Consider the following 19,995-nt stretch of genomic DNA (forward strand, 5'->3'; position numbering starts at 1 on the left):
CATGCCGTTTTTTGAAACCTCAGACAGGCTGCAGCTGCATTACTCCGATACCCGGGAGGGGGTGCCGTTGCTATGTTTGGCGGGCCTGACCCGGGACAGCCGCGATTTCCGCTATTTTGCACCTCATGCCACAGGCTGCCGGATGATCACCCAAGATGCCCGCGGACGGGGACAGTCGGATCATGATCCGGATTTCATGACCTACAATGTTCTGCGCGAAGCGCAGGATGTGTTGGAGCTGCTGGATCATTTGGGATTGGACCGCACTGCCGTTCTTGGCACTTCTCGCGGCGGATTGGTGGCGATGACACTGGCCGCCATCGCCAAAGACCGGCTTGCAGCGGTGGTCCTGAACGATGTGGGCCCGGAGATCCCCGCAGGCGGCATTGCCCGGATCATGGATTACCTGGGCCGCCGCCCGGCCGCAAAGACACATGCACAGGCTGCAGAAGCACTTGCTGCCCTGATGGCGCCGGCCTTTCCCGGCGTCCCGGCTGCACGTTGGCGCGAGGAAGCCGAGGCATTCTACGATGAAGACGCCGACGGGCTCAGCCTGCGCTATGATCCGCGCCTGCGGGACGCGCTGCTGGTACAAGCAGAGGCGGGCCCGGCACCGGACCTCTGGCCCTTGTTTTTGGCGCTGGAAGGCCTGCCCTGCGGGGTGATCCGCGGTGCAAACTCGGACATTTTGAGCGCCGGAACCTATACGGAAATGCAGCACCGCCTGCCCGCGCTGCAAGCCGTGGAAGTTCCAAACCGCGGCCATGTGCCCTTTCTGGATGAGCCGGAGGCGCTCGCCCTTATCCATTCAGTTCTGGACTGGATCAAATGACCTCAATTTCCATGATCGAAGCTGCCGCAGCGCGGCTGAAAGGCCATGCCCGTCTTACTCCAATGCTGTCTTCGCCGTTTCTGGATGAAATCGCCGGGCGCCGTGTGTTTGTGAAGGCCGAATGCCTGCAGCACACCGGATCCTTCAAGTTTCGCGGCGGTTGGTCGGCGGTATCGGCGCTGCCGCACGAGGCCCGCGCGCGCGGGGTGATTGCCTATTCCAGCGGCAACCATGCGCAAGGCGTGGCCGCGGCAGCCAAAGCGCACAAAGCGCCAGCTGTGATCGTGATGCCCGCTGATGCGCCGCAGCTGAAGATCCAGAACACCCGTGACCTGGGCGCTGAGGTTGTGCAGTACGACCGCGCCGGCGGGGAAAGCCGCGAAGCCGTTGGAGCCCGGCAAGCTGGGGAACGCGGGCTGGCTCTGATCAAACCATACGACGAACCGCTGGTGATTGCCGGTCAGGGCACCTGCGGGTTGGAGATTGCGGAGCAGGCCGCTGCCGAAGGCATCACAAGGGCGGATATTCTGGTCAACTGCGGCGGCGGCGGATTGTCGTCGGGGATCGCTCTGGCCCTTGAGGCGCGCGCACCGGACCTGCGGGTGCGCCCGGTGGAGCCGGAAGGGTTCGACGACGTGACCCGGTCGCTGGCCGCTGGTGAAATCCGGCAGAACCCCGGCCAATCAGGTTCTATCTGCGACGCGATCCTGACACCGCAACCGGGAGAAATCACCTTTCCCATCCTCAGCCGTCTATGCGGGCCGGGCCTGGTCATCACCGAGGAAGAGGCACTGCGGGCGATGGCGCTGGCCTTTTTGCGGCTGAAAATCGTTCTGGAACCCGGTGGGGCTGCGTCGCTGGCGGCGGCCTTGTTCCACCCTGACAAGATCGGCGGCGAAGCCGTGATTGCAGTCGCCACTGGCGGCAATGTGGATGCAGCGCTGTTCCAGGAGGCGCTGGCGCGTTATGCTTGAACTCTGACCGCACGGGAATCCGTACGGCAGCAAAGGGGGCCGTTCATGACACGTTTCACCATCGCCTCGTTCAATGTCAAAAATCTGATCGGACCGGAGCGGGAATACTACCGTTTTCAAAGCTACACGCCCGAGGAATACGCCTGGAAAGCAGATTGGATGGCCGACCAGCTGCTGACGCTGAATGCGGATATCGTTGGGTTTCAAGAGATCTTTGAAGAGGCACCGCTGCGCCAGGTGATTACAGAAGCGGACCGTCGCGGGGCCGAGGCGAATGCAGCCAGCATCCCCGACCCCTCCAAGCGCTATCACCGCAAGGCGATTTTTCAGAAGCTGGCCTATGGGTCTTGTGCCGGAGCCGCGCTGGCATTCGCTCCGAATGTTAATGACACGGGCGAGCCTGGAAAGCGGCGCCCAGGTCTTGCGGTCCTGTCGCGGTTCGGATTTGAAGGCGACGCAGAGGTGATCCAGGAGCTGGCTCAGCCGCTGGACATTCCGATGGCTTGCCTGGGCGAAGATGACGACGCTGGGTTCTATACCCTGCGCCGCCTGTCGCGCCCGATGCTGAAAGTGCGCGTGCCGGTTGGCGATCTGGTCATCACCGTCTTCAACTGCCATCTGAAATCGAAGCTGGGTGAATACATCACACCGCAAGGGGCGTCTTACGCTCCGGAATCCGTGCTGACGGCATATGACGCCGCAGGCCGTGCCTTGGGGTCCTTACGCGCGGCATTGCGGCGGATGGGAGAAGCCTGGGTGCTGCGCCGTGCAATTCTGGACGAGTTGGAACAAGGCCGCCCGGTGATGGTGCTGGGGGATTTCAATGACGGCGAAAACGCGGTCAGCAGCGAAATCATCTCGGGCGAGGCGCCATTCAAGAACTACACTTGGATGCTGCGCCATGATGCCCGGCACGGCGGTGACCGCTACAGCGAAGAAGAAGACAGGCAGATCCACGAAGCCATCGACCGGCTGCGGCTGCGCCCGGCTGAGAAAATGTTCCTGAAGAAGAGCTTGCGTGACGTGGTCTACACCACCGCTTTTGGCGGAGTGCATGAAAGCATCGACCAGATCTACATGTCGCGCCATTTCGACTCCGCCTGGAGCGGTGCGCTGGGGGAGATGCAGTACTACAGTGTATTCAACGATCATCTGACCGACGGCAGCCACCCGGAGGCACCCTATAACAAGCTGGCATCAGACCATGGGCAGATCATGGCCCATATGGAGCTGCACAGCTGAGGAGCACCGGAAAAATCCGATTTTTCCGGCCAATTTTCTTACTCAAGAAAATTCCACCGCCTGCGGCCAGCGGCTGGTTTACCTCGCCGCCCCGGCGCAGGTAGACTGCGGCGGAACAGCAATGAGGCACTCCATGCAGATCGCAGACCTGGGCGATGTCCAGCTTCACTACCGCATTGACGGCGACGCGGATGGCGCGCCCATCGTCTTTGCCAATTCGCTGGGCACAGACCTCAGGGTCTGGGATGCGGTAGTGGACCTGCTGCCAGCGGGCCTGCGCGTTATCCGTTATGACAAGCGCGGCCATGGGCTGTCGTCTTGCCCGCCAGCCCCCTATTCGATGGGCTCGCTGGTGCGCGATGCAGAACGGTTGCTGGATTTTCTGGAAGTGCGCGATTGTGTTTTCGTAGGGCTGTCCATTGGCGGCATGATCGCGCAAGGGCTGGCAGTGAAGCGGTTGGACCAGATCCGGGCGCTGGTGCTGTCGAACACCGCGGCCAAAATCGGCACAGCTGAGATGTGGAAAAATCGCGTGCAGATTGTGCAAGCGCAGGGTGTCGGGGCACTGGCCGATGCCGTGATGGAGCGCTGGTTTTCCCGCGGCTTTCGCGCGTCGCCTCAACTGCAGCTTTGGAACAACATGCTGGTTCAACAGTCCCGCGATGGCTATGCCGGCTGCTGCGCGGCAATTGCGGGCACAGATTTCTATACGCCTACCAGCGGTCTACGGCTTCCCTGCCTTGGCATCTCGGGATCGGAGGATGGCGCCACCCCGCCCGATTTGGTGCGCGAGACGGTCGATCTGATCCCCGGCAGCCGGTTCCACCTGATCCGCCGTGCAGGCCATATCCCTTGCGTCGAGCAGCCTGAGGAATACGCTGAGCGCCTGACCGCTTTCCTGCAGGAGACCGGGCACATTGGTTGAGATTCTTCTGATCCATGGATCCTGCCATGGCGCCTGGTGCTGGCGCGATGTGATCCCGGCGCTGGAAGGCCGCGGCCACAGCGCCCGTGCGATCACCCTGCCCGGCCATGGCGACGGCCGGGATCCGGCAAGCGTCACTTTGGCAGAAACGGCTGAAGCCATCGCGGCAGCCTCCACTCCGGACACCCTCGTGCTGGGGCATTCCTGGGGCGGGTTTCCCATTTCCGCCGCGGCGGAGGCCGCCCCAGAAAACCTGCGCGGATTGATCTACCTCTGCGCCTACATCCCTGTCAGCGGCAGCTCCCTGATCGATATGCGCAAGGCTGGACCGCGGCAAACGCTGTTCGGGGCAACCGCCAAGAACCCAGCCGGCACGAGTTACAGTTTTTTGCCCGAAACTGCGCCGGATCTGTTCTACCACGACTGCGGAGCCGAGGCTGTGCGCTTTGCCCTGGAAAACCTCTGTCCGCAGCCGATCCCGCCGCAAGACACTCCAATCCGGCTGAGCGAGCGCTTCGAGAGCGTGCCCAAGGTCTATATCCGCTGTGCCCAAGACCGGGTGATCCCGCCGGAATACCAAGCGCAAATGGCGTCGCAGCTGCCACCGCAGCGGGTCTATGAAATGCAAACTTCCCATTCGCCCTTTTTTGCGGATCCTGAGGGGCTCTCAGATCTGATCGGGCATATTGCAAAGGACTTCTGATGGCAGGTTCGGTCTTTGACAGCCAAGTGTACGGTGATCTCTTCGGCAGCGGCGAGGCCAGCCGCCTGTTCTCTGACAGCGCCGAGGTGCGCGCCATGCTGCTGGTGGAAGGTGCTCTGGCCAAGGCCCAAGGCGCGGCCGGAGTGATCCCGCAGGAAAGCGCTGCAGCAATCGGCCGGGCCGTGGTGGAAATCGCCGTCGATCCCGGCGTGCTGAAGCGGCCCACCGGGCAAAACGGCGTGCCGGTGCCGGGGTTGGTAGCTGCGTTCCGCGAGGAGATGAAAGCGCCAGAACATGCGCAGTATGTGCATTGGGGCGCCACCTCGCAGGACATCATGGACAGCGCACTGATGCTGCGGCTGCGCCAGGCGCTGGCGTTGGTGGAAGCGGATGTGACCGCAGCAGTGAAAGCGCTTGGCGTCTTGTCCAAGACACATGCGGAGCTGCCGATGGCCGCCCGCACATATGGCCAGCACGCTACTCCAACCAGTTTTGGCGCGGTTGCAGCGGGCTGGGGTGCCCCGCTGCTGGGGCTGCTGGAGGAACTGCCCGGCCTGCGCCGGAGCTGCCTGCTGGTGTCCCTGTCGGGGGCTGCGGGGACCTCATCCGCCTTGGGGCCGCAAGGGGCGGAAGTGCGCGCAGCCATGGCCAAGGGGCTCGCACTAAGCGATCCGGGGTGCAGCTGGCATACTGACCGCACACCGGTCTTGCGGATTGCGGACTGGCTGGTGCGGGTGAACCTCTCCCTTGGCAAGCTCGGCGATGACTGCATCGCGCTGGTGCAAAGCGGTATCGGGGAGATTTATCTGGGCGCTGCAGGCGCCTCCTCGACCATGCCGCAGAAGCAGAACCCGGTGGCACCTTCGGTGCTGGTGGCGCTGGCAGGGCAGGGCAGCGGTCTGCTTTCCGTCCTGCAGGGCGCCTCTATGCAGCGGCATCAGCGCGACGGGGCCGCCTGGTTCACCGAATGGATGTGTCTGCCTCAGATTGTACTGGGTGCAGCCAGTGCGGCAAAGGCCGGCAGGGCGCTTTGCGCCAGTCTCGCACCCAATGCGGCGGCTATGGCATCCTCGCTGTCGGACGGGCTGGGCATGATCCACGCCGAGGCGCTGAGTTTCGCCCTCACCGCAGAAATGCCGCGGCCCGATGCGCAGGATGCAGTCAAGGTGTTGTGCCAGGAAGCTCAATCGACACAAACCCCGCTGCAGGTGCTCGTTGCGCGGGACTATCAAAGTCTGGACGCGGCGGCGCTGTTTGATCCGGCGCGGCAAATGGGCCGGGCGCCGTGGGACGCCTTGCAATTTGCCAAGAAGGCGGAAGAACTGGGCGGCGAATAGAAACCGCTGAGGAGAGCAGGATTGCCCGCGCTGTCAGCAAAAAACGACAATGGCGGCAGGACAGAGCGCCGTAACCGCCTGTCCCTTGTCTTTGTTCTGGCGACTGTGATGATTGATGCCATGGGCATCGGGCTGATCATGCCGGTAATGCCCGGCCTGATCACCGAGGTGCAGGGCGGCTCGCTGGCGCAGGCTGCGGTTTGGGGGGGCGTGCTCAGCACCGTTTTTGCGGTGATGCAATTCCTGTTCAGCCCGATCCTCGGCAGCCTGTCCGACGCAGTGGGGCGCAGGCCGGTGCTGCTGGTCTCGCTGTTTGTGATGGCGCTGGATTACCTGATCATGGCTCTTGCCGGCACAATGTGGCTGCTGCTCCTGGGCCGAATACTGGGCGGGATCACTGCCGCCACCCATTCAACGGCAGGGGCGTACATCGCCGACATCTCGCCGCCGGAAAAGAAGGCCGCCAACTTCGGCCTGCTGGGTGCGGCTTTTGGTGCCGGATTTGTACTGGGCCCGCTGATGGGCGGGCTGCTGGGTGAACTGGGCACCCGGGCGCCGTTCTATGCCGCTGCGGTTCTGGTGCTGGCGAATTTCGCCCTCGGCTGGTTTGTGATGGGCGAAACAGTTCAGAACAAGAACCGCCGCCCATTTGAATGGCGCCGCGCCAACCCGTTCGAAGCCTTCCGGGCGGTCGGGCGCATTCCGGGCATCAAACCGCTGTTGTGGGTCTATTTCCTCTATTCTGTTGCGATCTATGTCTACCCTGCGATCTGGGCCTATTTCACGCTGGAACGCTTCGGCTGGCAGCCGCAGGTGATTGGCTTGTCGCTGGCGGTTTACGGGATCTCGATGGCTTTGGTGCAAGGCTGGCTGCTGCGCTACACGGTGGTTTGGTTCGGCGAGCGGCGGACGGTGATCTGGGGGCAGCTGTTTGATTTCATCGCCTTTGGCATCCTTGCCTTCATCTCCAATGGCACATTTGCGATGCTGCTGATCCCGGTCTCGGCGCTGGGGGCAGTTGTCCAGCCGGCGCTGCAAGGGATGATGGCGCAGGCGGTTGACGACAACCAGCAGGGCGAACTGCAAGGTGTCATAACTGCCGTGAATGCGCTGGCAATGATCCTGTCGCCGCTGATGATGACGGCGGTGTTCGCCCGCTTTACAGGCGAGGGCGCTGGCTTTTATATGCCTGGGGCGCCGTTCCTGCTGGCGCTGCTTCTGATGGCCGCCGGCTGCGTAGTGTTCCTGCGCAGCAAATCTTCCGTCGCGTAAAAGCACCGCTCTGTCGCGCCGCTGCCGCATTCCGGCTTGCCTGGGGGGCACCCGCCGCGCCACCCTGTTTGAAAACGGGGAGAGAGAACATGCAAACCATCAAAGCTGCCGTCTGCCATGAATTCGGCGCCCCGCTGGTGATCGAGGAGGTCCAGCTGGCGCCCCCTGGGATGGGCGAGGTTGAGGTCACACTGGACGCGGTCGCCATCTGCCACAGTGACATTTCCTATGCCGAGGGCGCCTGGGGCGGGCATCTGCCTGCTGTCTACGGGCATGAGGCTGCCGGTGTGATCACAGCACTGGGCAGCGGCATCACCGGGTTCAAGACCGGCGACCCGGTCGTCGTGACCCTGATCCGCAGCTGCGGCACCTGCCCCTCCTGCGCCGGCGGCAGGCCGGTGATCTGCGAAACGCCGCATGATACCGTGAATGGCCCGCTGAAAACCGCGGACGGCAAGCCGTTGGATCAGGCCATGGCCTGCGGCGCCTTTGCCGAGAAGGTCGTGGTGGACCAGCGCCAGATCGTGAAGATCCCGGAGGACATGGGCAAGGACGTGGCGGCGCTGGTCTCCTGCGGGGTGATCACCGGCGTGGGCGCGGTGGTCAATGCGGCTCAGCTGCGTGCGGGCCAGGATGTGGTGGTGATCGGCGCCGGCGGCGTCGGCCTCAACGCAATCCAAGGCGCCCGCATCGCCGGCGCCCGCCGCATCGTTGCAGTGGATATGAGCCCGGAGAAACTGGAGATCGCCATGGAGTTCGGCGCCACCCACGGGGTGCTCGCCACCGAAGAAAAACCATGGAAAGCTGCATACAAGGCGCTTGGCGGCCGCGGTGCTGATGCGGTGCTGATCACCGTTGGCGCCATACCGGCCTATGACCAGGCGCCCCGCTATCTGGCGCGCGGCGGCAAGGCGGTGCTGATCGGGATGCCTCACTCTGGTGCCAAGGCTGCCTATGAACCGGTGGTTTTGGCAGCTGTGGGTCAGGGGCTGATCGGGTCGAAAATGGGGGACGCGGTGATCCAGCGCGATATCCCGTGGATGGTGGATCTCTACCAGCAGGGCCGCCTGAAACTGGACGAGCTGATCTCGGGGCGCTGGTCTTTGGAGCAGATCAACGAGGCCATCGCCGACACCAAGACTGGTTCAGCCAAACGCAATGTGATTGTCTTCGGTTGACACTTTCAATGCGGAGCGCAGGGCGTGCTGAAATTTCTGACCGACCTCTTCAAACCCGAGGCCCCCAAGGCTCCGCCGATCACGTCTGAGGCATCGATGAACTTTGATGCAGGCAGTGTCGGCCCTTTCCTGACCCGGCTGGCCAACAATCCCCGTTTCGGCCTGCCTGCGGGTTTCACCGCTTCCGTTACCGGCGCGATCCAAGACATGGCGTTGGAGGAAACCCGCCGCTGGCGGATTGACGGCGCCTTTGACGGGTCGAGGGTGCAGATCGAGATCGAGGTTTTCATGGATGATACAGAGGCCCCTGACCTGGCCTTTTTCAGCACAAAGGCCGCAATTGTTGAGATCGATAAGGAGTTAACAGCCTTTGCCGAGGATTCGGAGAGCTAGACTATGAAACTGCAAGATCTGGATATCATCGTAACCGCCCCGCCTGCCCCTGGCTGGGGCGGGCGTTATTGGATTCTGGTAAAGGTCACCACGGACACCGGTGTTACCGGCTGGGGCGAATGCTACGCGTCATCCGTCGGCCCAGATGCGATGACCTATGTGATCCGCGACGTATTCGAGCGCCACATGGAGGGTGAGAACCCGGAAAACATCGAACTGATGTTCCGCCGCGCCTATTCCTCGGGTTTTACCCAGCGCCCGGACCTGACTGTAATGGGCGCATTCTCGGGCCTGGAAATCGCCTGCTGGGATATTCTGGGCAAGGACCGCGGCCGTCCGGTTCATGCGTTGCTTGGCGGGCGGATGAATGACCGCATCCGCGCCTATACCTATCTCTACCCGCTGCCGCATCAGGACATCACGGAGTTCTGGACCTCGCCTGACTTGGCTGCCGAGGCCGCGGCGCAAAAGGTCAGCGAAGGCTACACCGCACTGAAATTCGATCCCGCAGGTCCGTATACGATGCGCGGCGGGCATATGCCTGCGATGTCGGACATCTCGATGTCGGCAGCCTTCTGCAGCGCGATCCGCGATGCGGTGGGCGACAAGGCGGACCTGCTGTTTGGCACCCACGGCCAGTTCAGCACTGCAGGTGCCATCCGCCTGGGCCAGGCAATAGAGCCCTATTCCCCGCTCTGGTTTGAAGAACCTACCCCGCCCGACAATATCGAAGACATGGCCCGCGTTGCCCGCAACGTGCGCATTCCTGTGGCCACAGGCGAACGACTGACCACAAAGGCGGAATTTGCCGCTGTGCTGCGGGCTGGTGCCGCCGAGATTCTGCAGCCTGCCTTGGGCCGCGCAGGCGGGATCTGGGAAATGAAGAAGGTCGCGGCCATCGCAGAAGTGTTCAACGCACAGATGGCGCCGCATCTTTATGCAGGACCGGTGGAATGGGCGGCCAACATCCACCTGGCAGCCTCAATCCCGAACATTCTACTGCTGGAAACCATCGAAACCCCCTTCCACGATCAGCTGATCAAGGGATCCATCCGGATAGAGAACGGATTTGTCATCCCGCCAGAGACACCGGGACTGGGCATTGAGGTGGACGAAGACCTTGCCCGTGCCCATCCGTTCACCGGAACTGACCTGCACCTCAATATGCAAGAAGCGCCTTGTGATTACGCCAATGGCAACGCCTTTGCCGGTGGCTCTCCGCCGATCGTGGACTGAAACTGGAATTCCTGGGTGACTCGGCCCGGAAAATAGAGGCAATATGCGGCATACGACCAGCCAGGATGCCGCATATTGCCTGCCCAGAACAACGACCTCTTCAACCCCGAAACCCCAATCGACATGCAGGAACGTGCCGCAGCCGCGGCTGCTTTCCTCAAAACGCTTGCCCATGAAGGGCGGTTGATGATCCTATGCCATCTTGGCACCGGCGAGAAGTCTGTGGGCGAGCTGGAAGCCCTTTTAAACATGCGCCAGGCCGCGGTGAGCCAAATGCTCGCCCGGCTGCGTGAAGATGATCTGGTTACCACGCGGCGGGAAGGCAAGACGGTTTTCTATTCCCTGACTGACGGCAACACACAAGAATTGATAGCGTTGTTGTACAAACAATTCTGCAGCGGCGCTTGAATGCTCGTTTCCGCGACCGCGGGCATCCAGGCAGATTCTGTATGTTCCGCTTTAGCGCCGCTGAATTCAGGCCCGCGCTGCGCATGGCGCAGCGCCACGCCCAACCGGGGAGGCGCATTCTGCGAATGCGCCGGAACGGGCGGGAGAACCCGCCTGCGGTCCGTCACGCGTCAGCCCGCACCGTTTGGGTCTGCACACCCAACCCTTCGATCTCCAGCCGCATCACATCGCCGGGCTGCAGATAGACCGGTTGCGGCTTGCGCCCCATTCCGACGCCCGGCGGTGTGCCGGTAGCGATCACATCGCCCGGCTGCAAGGTCATCAGCTGGCTCAGATGCGAAATGATCTGTGCCACGGTGAACACCATCGTGGCCGTTGTTCCGGCCTGCTGGCGCGCGCCGTTCACATCACAGGTCAGCCACAGGTTCTGCGGATCCGGCACCTCGTCCCGCGTCACCAGCCAGGGACCGATTGGCCCAAAGGTGTCGCAGCTCTTGCCCTTGGTCCATTGGCCGGTCAGCTTGGTCTGATAGTCGCGCTCGGACACATCATTGACCACGCAATAGCCCGCCACATGGTTCAACGCGTCTCCCTCGGAGACATATTTGGCTGCAGTGCCGATTACCACGCCCAGCTCGACTTCCCAATCCGCTGCCACTGAGCCGCGCGGCAGGATTACGTCATCATCCGGACCGCAAATAGAAGAGGACGCCTTGAGGAACAGGATCGGATGCTCCGGCAGCGCCATGCCCATCTCTTCTGCGTGATCGGTGTAGTTGAGGCCGATGCCAAGGAACTTCCCTGTCTGTCCGGCACAAGGCGCCAGTTCCAGGTTTCCTTCCACCAGCGGCAGTTCCGCCGGGTCCAGCGCTGCCAGCCGGGCCAAGGCTTCGTCCCCCAGCACCGCACCGGTGATGTCCGGCACATGCGCCGATAAATCCCGGATTGCGCCTTTGCTGTCCAGAAGGCCAGGCCGTACTTCCCCGCCCGCGCGGTACCGCAGCAGTTTCATGTTCTTTTTCCCTGTCTCAATTCCTGGATCAATTGGAGACGTAGCCCGCCACCACCTGCAAAAGCTTGAAGGCCGTGGAGGCGTCATTTTCCACCACTGCCAGAAATTCTTCTTCGCCAATCCGCAAGCAGCTAAGGTCCGTCGCCGCGATCATGCTCAGCGCCCGGGCTTCATGGCGGATCAGACCCAATTCCCCCACCAGCCGACCGGGGCCAACCGTGGTGATCAGCCGGTCCTCACCGCCAGGCTGCGGCAAGTAAAGCTCTGCCTCGCCTTCAAGGATCATATAGGCCCCGTCCGACGCTTCATCATCCTTCAGGAATACCACTTCGCCCGCTGCGGCATCATACCAGCGGGCGCCAAACGCCAGCAGGCGCAACTGACGCCGGTTCAGGCCCGAGAACAGTTCAGTTTGCTCCAGCGCCCTCAGCTTGCGGGCCAGATCCTGGCTCGCCGCACCGTCGCCAGCCGCCGCAACCTGCGCCTCGTCGCTGACCAGACGGCCCTGGCGCAGTTCAAAGAAAACATCGAACACATCCGGGCTCTGGTAGCTGGGTGCAAGGTAGATCAGCGTGGTTCCGGGCAGCAGCTTGCGCAGGTTCTTATGCACTGCGACCCGGGTTTCCAAATCATAGCTTGCCATCGCGGAATCAAGGATCAGGATATCCGGTTTCTTGATTGTGGCCCGGCAAAAGGCCAGCGGCTCGGCAAAGCTGGCAGCCAGCCCCTGCCCGCCCACCGCAATCGGCATGTCAAAGATCAGCTCCACCACCTGGTCACGCAGACCTTCGCGCACCATCAGTTCCGAGACCAGTTTTCGCACCTCATCGCCCTTGGCCCCGGCTGCATCCGATATTTTGCCGAACAGAGCGTTTTCCAGAACTGTCAGCGTGGGGGCGATTGCCTCTTCTGCAAACGGCACAAAGCCGGCGCCCAAAGCTTTTAGCAAGCTTTGCCCATGGCTGCGGCGGAAGCCAAGAATCCGCTCCTTCATCGCCTCTTCAAAGGCCGGACCGATCTGTTCCGCCGAAATGGTGAAAGGCACGATCAGCAGCTGCGCCAGCTCCTCGCGGCTGAGCGCCGCCGCATTGACGGTGCCCGGCCGGTCGACCAGCGACAGTGCCGTTTCATAGGCGCCCACATCCAATCCCAACTTGCGGAACAGCGGGTGGCCAGTGCCATCCATGCCGAAGATTTGGCGCAGCATCTCCACCACATCACGGGTCAGTGCCACCAAACCTTCGTCCAGTTCCAACTGCTTGAGCTGATCAAGAAATTCTGCATGCCCATGCAGAATCTCGCCGGTCATTGCTTGTTGCGAAGCCGCAAACAGCAGGTTTTCCGCAACCGGCAGGGCCGGATTGTATGTTTCCGGCTCTAGAAAATGCACATGCACGTCAAGACCGGCGTCCAGAATGGCCTTGCGCACCGATGGGCGCAGCCCGACCAGCCGCTCCGCCAGATCCGGGTGGGCGGGCGCCTCGAAGCATTGTTCGATACCGCGGCGGAACAGGGCGGTATCAGACCCGATCCCTTCAACCAGCTGCAGCCACCAGCTCCGCAGCTCTGCCTCGCTGGAGAAACCGGCCAATTTGGGATCCAGCCAGGGCGCATCAAAGGGATCCGGGCTGTTGCCGGCGCGTTTGGCAATCTCAAGTTGTTGCAGATCGCGGGTTGCCCCCAATGGGCGCAGCCGCATTGGCATCATCACGTTGTCGCCAAAAGACCCTTGGAACAGAACCGGCCGCGAGGTGGCATAGCCGATCCGCGCCGCCACCGTTGCCTGGTGCAGCCCGCTGAGGTTCCGATCTGCCACGGACACGGTTCCGGTTGACGGAAGGATTTCCCGCGTCAGCAGTTCCGCCAGGGCCCGGCGGTCTTCCTCGGAGGGGGCTGCAATACCGATAACCTGCCCTGCGGGGAAAGTTGCGCTCAGCTCCTCCAGCACCAGATTGCCATCCGTATCACGCACATTGACCGCATCCAGAACCACATCGCCGCGCAGGCGTTCCAGCTCCTCCGGCTCGCCGCTCAACAACTTCTCATCCACCATGCCCTGCGGCGCAAAGCGCTCCAGGATCACCTCCCAGCGCAAACCCATGTCCTGAGTCTGGTTGTAGTAGGTCAGCAATTCTTTCCAGGGCGATGCCAGATCCTTGTAGGCCGCAAGCGCCGCCACCAGCGCGCCCAGCGAGACTTTGCCCTGCAGCACAAGAAAGCCGCCGACAGCATAGAAGAAGAACGGCGTGAGCTGCGTGATGAAGTTATTGAGAAACTTCATGAAGAACTTTTTCTGGTAGATCTGGAAGCGGATGTCATACAGCCGCCCCAGCCTAGCCGTGATGATCGCCATCCGGTAACGCCAGCCGCCATTGATCCGCAGCGTCGCGGCGCCCGCAGCGCTTTCGCCGATCTCAGTGGCCAGCGCCCGCACCTGTTTGATGCGTTTCTTGTTCAACAGGTTGATCTGCCGCTGCAGCATCGGGATCAGCCAGCCCTGCAAAGGAATGAGCGCAATCGCTGCCATGCCGAACCAGAAATTCTGCAGGAACAGAAAGAACAGGATGGTCAGCATCTGCCCCGCTTGCAGCACCGGCTGGCTGACCGCGTCTCCCATCAGCCCGCCCATCGGCTCGGATTCGGAGGTGACCATCGATACCAACTCGCCCTGGCTCACCCGCTCGAAATATGGCTGCGGAAAGCGCAGCACCCGGGCGATCAGCTGATAGCGGAAACGGCGCAGCATCCGCTCGGCCAGTACGCCCTTCATGGTGTTGATGCGCATTTTCAGCAGGCCGTGGCACAGCACTGACAGCAGGAAAGCGCCGCACAAGATCCACAGGAAGGTCAGCTGATCAAAGCTCTGTCCCAGCAGAGTTATGGTGGAGCTCTCAGCCCCGATCGCATCGTTGATGATCCGTTTCGGCAGCTCCAGCGTCAGGTAAAGAAGCGGGAACAGGCAGGCCGTGACCAGCAGCAGCACCAGCTGGTCGCGTTTCGAGTACTTCCAGATGAAACGGAACAAAGAGCGTTCGATGGGGAAAGCTCCATAAATGGCGGCTTCGGATGTGGTCTGCCTTATGGGTAGCGCGGTTTGGCAGGCACAGGCAATGGGCAGAAGACTGCCTTGTCCCGTTGCGGCACCCTGCCGGCGCGGCATTTGCCAGACGGCGAAAAATCCGTAAGGTTCCAGCGAGGTATCCATGCTGGAGGTCAATCGGTTTGCCGGAATATGTCGGATCCGTTCTGCTGCTGCTCTGCGCGTTGCAGGTCAAGCACCTGTTTGCCGACTTCTTTCTGCAAACGCCCAAGATGCTGTCCGGCCGCTGCGCCTATGTCCATATGGGGCGTGCCCAGCATGCGGGTGTCCACGTGATCGGCTCGGCCATTGTGTATGCGTTGTTCAGTGCACCTGTGCCGTTCATCCTGGTGCTGGCGGCGCTGGAATGGGTCGTGCATTTTCACATCGATTTCGGCAAGGCCCGGTTTTCGGAGCGCAAAAAGCTGAACCCGCAGCAAGCGATGTTCTGGCAGGCCATGGGATCGGACCAGGCGCTGCATCAGCTGACCTATATCGCCATGGCTTGGGCCTGGGTGAAATACGCGGCGATGTAACCGCACCCGCAAGCTGGGGGCCGGCCCCCAGACCCCCGGAGTATTTTTGCAAAGAAGACGCTGGATGACAGCCCCGCCTTCGACTTTGCGCTAGTACACCCGCCGCAAGCGAATTTTCTAAGGCACGACCGGCCTGTCCCGTTTGATCGTGCGCAGCACCACATTGGTCTGGGCGCTGGCAACTGCTGGCAGGCGGAACAGGAAATCCTCCAGAAACCGGTTATAGGCATCCAGATCCGGAGCCAGGACCCGCAGGTGATAATCGGACTGCCCAGTCGTTGCGTAACATTCCTGAACCAGCGGGCTGCTCTCCACCGCGCGAATGAATTCCACCAGCTTGTCCGGATCGTGGCGGGTTAAGTGCACATGCACGATAGCCTGGAACCCCAGCCCCATTGCCGGTGCATTCACCACCGCACCGTAACGCTCAATAACGCCCTCCTCCTCCAACGCCCGCACCCGGCGCCACAGGGCCGACGGCGACATACCCACTGCCTCAGCCAGATCGGCGTTGGAGATGCGGGAGTCTTCCTGCAGCAGGGTGAGGATACGGGAATCGCGGTCGTCAAGCTTCATGGTTCGGTTACTTTTCTCACTTAATCGCTGCATTTTGGGTATTCTACCCATAATTTACCGAAAAAGCAGTAACTCGGGCAAATCTTTTCAAGCATTGCGGATTACTTTTCCGGAAAGCACATTTACCGCGCAAGGACTCCCTCGAGATGACCAAGCTGAGCCATAATTTTCGCAGCTACACGCTGGACGACCGGTACAAAATGACCCAGGGCCGGGTTTTCCTGACCGGCACCCAGGCCTTGGCCCGGATCATGCTCGATCAAGCGCGTCGCGATCAGGAAGCCGGTTTGAACACTGCGGGCTTTGTCTCTGGTTACCGCGGCTCACCGTTGGGTGCGGTCGATCTGGAATTCTGGCGCGCCAAGGAACGGATGCAGGCGAACCGGATCAAGTTCATGCCTGCGGTAAACGAGGATCTTGGCGCCACAGCTGTCCTGGGTGCGCAGCAGGCGGTGCTGGACCCGCATTGCGAGGTCGAGGGCGTGTTTTCCATGTGGTACGGAAAGGGTCCAGGCGTGGACCGGTCTGGCGATGCGCTGAAACATGGCAACGCCTACGGCTCCTCGGCAAAGGGCGGTGTGCTGGTGGTGGCTGGTGACGACCACGGCTGTGTCAGTTCTTCGATGCCGCATCAGTCGGATGTGGCGTTCATGTCCTGGTTCATGCCGGTGCTGAACCCCGCAGATGTGTCGGAATATCTGGCTTTTGGCGAATACGGCTTTGCACTGTCGCGCTACTCCGGCACTTGGGTGGGGTTCAAGGCGGTGTCGGAAACCGTCGAAAGCGCCCGTTCAGTTGACCTGCGCCCGGACCGGGAATTTATCTGCCCCGATTTGCCGGATTATCCTGGCGGGCTGCATATCCGCCGTGCCGACCTGCCTTCGCCCGAGATTGAGACCCGCATTCACGCCAAGCTGGACGCGGTGCGCGCCTTTGCCGAGGCCAACCCGATCGACAAACGGATTTACGACATCAAGGACGCGCGCTTTGGCTTTGTTTCCACGGGAAAGGGTCATCTGGATCTGATGGAAGCGCTGCGCCTTCTTGGTCTGGATGAGGCCGCCTGCCGCCGCCTGAAGATCGACATTTACAAAGTCGGCATGGTCTGGCCGCTGGACCGCACCGACGCGCTGAAATTCGTGAAGGGCAAGCAGGAGGTGCTGGTTGTTGAAGAAAAGCGCGGCATCATCGAGAGCCAGTTCAAGGAAAACTTCTATGACTGGCCCGGCAGCAAACCCGAAAAAATGGTTGGCAAATACGACAGCCAAGGGGACCCCCTGATCCCCTGGACCGGGGAATTGAGCCCGCTGCTGCTTGCCCCCATCGTTGCCGCGCGGCTCGATAGTTTTTTCCCGGAGGAAAACCTGCCGGCCAAGGCAGCGGCACTCACGGCGGAACCACCGAAGCTGTTGAACGTGCCCGGCGCCACCCGTACGCCCTATTTCTGCTCCGGCTGCCCGCACAACAGCTCCACAAAACTCCCCGAAGGATCCAAGGCGTTTTCCGGTATCGGCTGCCACGTGATGGCCAGCTGGATGGACCGCGACACAGCCGGCTATGCGCAGATGGGCGGCGAAGGCGTGCCCTGGACCGTGGCCTCGCAGTTCAATGGAAACAAGCATGTGTTCCAGAACCTGGGCGAAGGCACCTGGTATCATTCCGGCTCGCTGGCGATTCGCCAGGCAGTCGCGGCCGGCACCAATATCACGTACAAAATCCTATATAATGATGCGGTGGCGATGACGGGCGGCCAGCCGGTGGACGGCCCGGTTTCGGTGCATGGTATCGCCCAGACCTGCCGTGCCGAGGGGGTGGAACGGATTGCATTGGTCTCGGACGACATCGGCAAGATTATCCGCAGCGACTTCCCGGCCGGTACCACCTTCCATGACCGCAGCGCGCTGGATACGGTACAGCGTGAGTTGCGGGAGATCCCCGGCGTTACTGTACTGATCTACGAACAGACCTGCGCGACGGAAAAGCGCCGCCGCCGCAAGCGCGGCAAGATGGAGGACCCCAAGCGGTTCGCCTTCATCAACGATCTTGTCTGTGAGGGGTGCGGCGATTGCTCGGTGGAATCCAACTGCCTGAGCGTCGAGCCGAAGGAAACGCCCTTTGGCCGCAAGCGCAAGATCAACCTGTCCACCTGCAACAAGGATTTCTCCTGCCTGAACGGCTTCTGCCCCTCCTTCGTCACCGTCGAGGGGGGCACCAGGAAGAAAAAAAAGCCCGCGGGGCTGGACGCCGCCGCATTGACAGCCAAGCTGCCGGCGCCGGAACTGCCCTCTCTCAAGGTGCCGTTCGACCTGCTGGTCACCGGAGTGGGCGGCACCGGTGTTGTCACCGTCGGCGCGCTGATCACCATGGCGGCACACCTGGAAGGCAAAGGATCAAGCGTGCTGGATTTCACCGGCTTTGCGCAGAAGTTCGGAACTGTCCTCAGCTACATCCGGCTGTCCAAGGAACCCGGCACCTTGAACCAGGTGCGCATCGAACAGGGCGGCGCGGATGCGGTTATCGGCTGCGACGTGGTGGTCAGTTCGGCGCCCAAGGCCTCGGCGCATTACCGCGCAGGCACCAAAGTGGTGCTGAACCGGGCGGAAATGCCCACTGGCGATCTGGTGCTGCGACGCGATGCTGATTTGATGGCAGGCCTGCGCGAGAAAACCATTGCCGAGGCCGTCGGAGAGCAAAACCTGTCCGGTTTCAACGCCAATGAGGCCGCCGAGACAATGCTGGGCGAAGCTGTGCTGGCAAATGTCATGATGCTGGGTTTTGCCTGGCAGCAAGGGCTGGTGCCGGTCAGTGCCGGGGCGCTGGACCAGGCGATTGAGCTGAACGGCGTTGCCATTGAAAAGAACCGCCTCGCCTTTGCCATAGGCCGGGCCATGGCAGAGGACCCGAAACTGGTCGCCAGCCACTTTGAGGAGACGCCCGGAAAGACGGAAACTTTGGACGCGCTGATCGAACGCCGCGCCACTTTCCTCACCGGTTATCAGAACATGGCTTACGCCGGGCGATACACTGCTGCCCTGAACCGGTTCCGCGACGCACTGCCTGCGGAGGCGCAGGAAGAACTGACCACCGCCGCGGCGCGGGCGCTATTCAAACTGATGGCTTACAAAGACGAATATGAAGTTGCCCGGCTGCTGACCAGCGACGCCTTCCAGCACCAGCTTGAGGATGAGTTCGAGGGGGATTTCAGTGTCAAGTACCACCTCGCGCCGCCTTTGCTGAACTGGAAAAAGGACACCCGCGGACGCCCGGTAAAACGGGCCTTTGGGGCCTGGCTGCGACCGGCGATGCACTTTCTGGCCAAGGGCAAGACGTTGCGCGGTTCGGCCTTCAACATCTTCGGCTATCACGAGGAAGCCCGCCTGCACCGCGACCTGCTGGCCTGGTTTGAGGCCGCGCTGAAGACCATCGCCAGCCGTTACCGCCCCGATGCGCATGAGGCCTGCCTGAAGGTACTGAACGCACCGATGGATATCCGCGGATATGGCCCGGTCCGGCTGGACGCGGCTGTGGACGCGCGCGCGCAGGCTGAAGATTTGCTCCGCAGCCTGTAAAACCGCACGCCCGCGGCCGCGGCTGGTGCCTTAGACGTCCCAGTGCTGCTTGGTGAATTCGGTGAAGTCCGCCATCTCTTCGGACAACGGCTCGCGCCCGGTAAAGACCTTGAGGTACTCGGGCGTCACCTCCAGCCGGTGCGCGTGGCTCTCATTCGGATCCGCCATCTCATAGCCGAGCTGCATGTAGTAAAGCACCTTGGCCCGGGTCACGGCTTCCCGGTCCGCATAGCCGTACCGGGCAAACATTCCCGTCAGCGCCTCTACCCGGCGGCGGTCCGAGCGGTCCAGCAGGCTGCGCACCTTGCCGGAACGGCGCGACCAATCCCGCACGGCAAAGTCCAGCGCAGTGTTGAACAAATCAGGGTTGGTAATGCAGTGGAACACATTCAGCACTGCGCCAGTAATGGTCTTGGCCGGCGCTTCGGCCTGGCGCACCATGCCGGCGGTATTGGTCTGCTCCCATGTCTTGAGCAGCGCATCCAGCAAGTCCTGGCGTGATTTAAAGTACCAATAGAACGACGAGCGCGAAACCTGCATCCGCTCGGCAAGCGCCAGCACTTTCACTTGCTCCACCCCGTCCGAGATCAGCACATCCATCGCAACATTCAGCCAGTCGTTGCGAGTGACCTTAATGTTGCCGACCAGCGGCTCGGCTTCCGGATCGTCCCGGTGCAGAACAGGTTTTTGCGCCATGTGCGGCCTTTCGGAATGCATGCGTTC

At 61.8% G+C, this 19,995-nt stretch carries 17 protein-coding genes; 13 read left to right on the forward strand and 4 right to left on the reverse strand.

The genetic code is table 11. The features are described 5' to 3' along the window. The first annotated feature begins 1 nt into the window (after window position 1). The 11 genes from A2I95_RS07515 (at window position 2) to A2I95_RS07565 (ending at window position 10,500) form a co-directional block, all read left to right on the forward strand. On the forward strand, window positions 2–832 hold the full coding sequence (locus tag A2I95_RS07515) for an alpha/beta hydrolase (RefSeq protein ID WP_291729179.1): 831 nt from the start codon (window positions 2–4) through the stop codon (window positions 830–832). Next, complete coding sequence (locus tag A2I95_RS07520) at window positions 829–1,806, forward strand: threonine/serine dehydratase (RefSeq protein WP_291729180.1); 978 nt, start codon at window positions 829–831, stop codon at window positions 1,804–1,806. Before A2I95_RS07515 ends, A2I95_RS07520 begins: the two co-directional genes overlap by 4 nt. Window positions 1,807–1,851: 45 nt before the next feature. Then, complete coding sequence (locus A2I95_RS07525) at window positions 1,852–3,048, forward strand: endonuclease/exonuclease/phosphatase family protein (RefSeq protein WP_291729181.1); 1,197 nt, start codon at window positions 1,852–1,854, stop codon at window positions 3,046–3,048. Window positions 3,049–3,181: 133 nt separating this feature from the next. Next, complete coding sequence (gene pcaD, locus A2I95_RS07530) at window positions 3,182–3,973, forward strand: 3-oxoadipate enol-lactonase (RefSeq protein WP_291729182.1); 792 nt, start codon at window positions 3,182–3,184, stop codon at window positions 3,971–3,973. Next, window positions 3,966–4,676, forward strand: a complete 711-nt coding sequence (locus A2I95_RS07535; RefSeq protein ID WP_291729183.1) for an alpha/beta fold hydrolase — start codon at window positions 3,966–3,968, stop codon at window positions 4,674–4,676. Before pcaD ends, A2I95_RS07535 begins: the two co-directional genes overlap by 8 nt. Then, window positions 4,676–6,013 (forward strand): adenylosuccinate lyase family protein, encoded by a 1,338-nt coding sequence (locus A2I95_RS07540; protein WP_291729184.1) that lies wholly within the window; start codon window positions 4,676–4,678, stop codon window positions 6,011–6,013. Before A2I95_RS07535 ends, A2I95_RS07540 begins: the two co-directional genes overlap by 1 nt. A gap of 108 nt (window positions 6,014–6,121) precedes the next feature. Beyond that, the gene (locus A2I95_RS07545) at window positions 6,122–7,285 is read left to right on the forward strand and encodes a TCR/Tet family MFS transporter (protein WP_291729366.1); all 1,164 of its coding nucleotides are present in this window, start codon (window positions 6,122–6,124) and stop codon (window positions 7,283–7,285) included. 89 nt (window positions 7,286–7,374) lie between these two features. After that, entirely contained in the window at window positions 7,375–8,463 is a 1,089-nt protein-coding gene (locus A2I95_RS07550) for a Zn-dependent alcohol dehydrogenase (RefSeq protein WP_291729185.1), read from the forward strand. Between the two features lie 24 nt (window positions 8,464–8,487). Further along, window positions 8,488–8,856, forward strand: coding sequence for a hypothetical protein (locus A2I95_RS07555; RefSeq protein WP_291729186.1), 369 nt, complete (start codon window positions 8,488–8,490; stop codon window positions 8,854–8,856). A gap of 3 nt (window positions 8,857–8,859) precedes the next feature. Next, window positions 8,860–10,092, forward strand: coding sequence for a mandelate racemase/muconate lactonizing enzyme family protein (locus tag A2I95_RS07560; protein ID WP_291729187.1), 1,233 nt, complete (start codon window positions 8,860–8,862; stop codon window positions 10,090–10,092). Between the two features lie 123 nt (window positions 10,093–10,215). Beyond that, window positions 10,216–10,500, forward strand: a complete 285-nt coding sequence (locus A2I95_RS07565) for a helix-turn-helix transcriptional regulator (RefSeq protein WP_027257549.1) — start codon at window positions 10,216–10,218, stop codon at window positions 10,498–10,500. A 163-nt stretch (window positions 10,501–10,663) separates the two neighbouring features. On the opposite strand, the gene A2I95_RS07570 is transcribed toward A2I95_RS07565, so the two are convergent. Next, complete coding sequence (locus A2I95_RS07570) at window positions 10,664–11,512, reverse strand: fumarylacetoacetate hydrolase family protein (protein ID WP_291729188.1); 849 nt, start codon at window positions 11,510–11,512, stop codon at window positions 10,664–10,666. A 28-nt stretch (window positions 11,513–11,540) separates the two neighbouring features. Further along, window positions 11,541–14,537 (reverse strand): cyclic nucleotide-binding domain-containing protein, encoded by a 2,997-nt coding sequence (locus tag A2I95_RS07575; RefSeq protein WP_291729189.1) that lies wholly within the window; start codon window positions 14,535–14,537, stop codon window positions 11,541–11,543. Window positions 14,538–14,734: 197 nt separating this feature from the next. Between A2I95_RS07575 and A2I95_RS07580 the strand changes: the two genes are divergently transcribed. Further along, window positions 14,735–15,127 (forward strand): DUF3307 domain-containing protein, encoded by a 393-nt coding sequence (locus A2I95_RS07580; RefSeq protein ID WP_129372014.1) that lies wholly within the window; start codon window positions 14,735–14,737, stop codon window positions 15,125–15,127. Window positions 15,128–15,244: 117 nt separating this feature from the next. Here A2I95_RS07580 and A2I95_RS07585 read toward each other — a convergent pair whose 3' ends face one another. After that, window positions 15,245–15,703 (reverse strand): Lrp/AsnC family transcriptional regulator, encoded by a 459-nt coding sequence (locus tag A2I95_RS07585; protein ID WP_291729190.1) that lies wholly within the window; start codon window positions 15,701–15,703, stop codon window positions 15,245–15,247. Between the two features lie 146 nt (window positions 15,704–15,849). On the opposite strand from A2I95_RS07585, the gene A2I95_RS07590 reads away from it, so the two are divergent. Beyond that, window positions 15,850–19,272, forward strand: a complete 3,423-nt coding sequence (locus tag A2I95_RS07590; protein ID WP_291729191.1) for an indolepyruvate ferredoxin oxidoreductase family protein — start codon at window positions 15,850–15,852, stop codon at window positions 19,270–19,272. Between the two features lie 30 nt (window positions 19,273–19,302). Here A2I95_RS07590 and A2I95_RS07595 read toward each other — a convergent pair whose 3' ends face one another. Then, complete coding sequence (locus A2I95_RS07595) at window positions 19,303–19,968, reverse strand: TetR/AcrR family transcriptional regulator (protein WP_291729192.1); 666 nt, start codon at window positions 19,966–19,968, stop codon at window positions 19,303–19,305. Window positions 19,969–19,995 lie beyond the last annotated feature (27 nt).

It is taken from the genome of Leisingera sp. F5 (genome assembly GCF_001593695.1).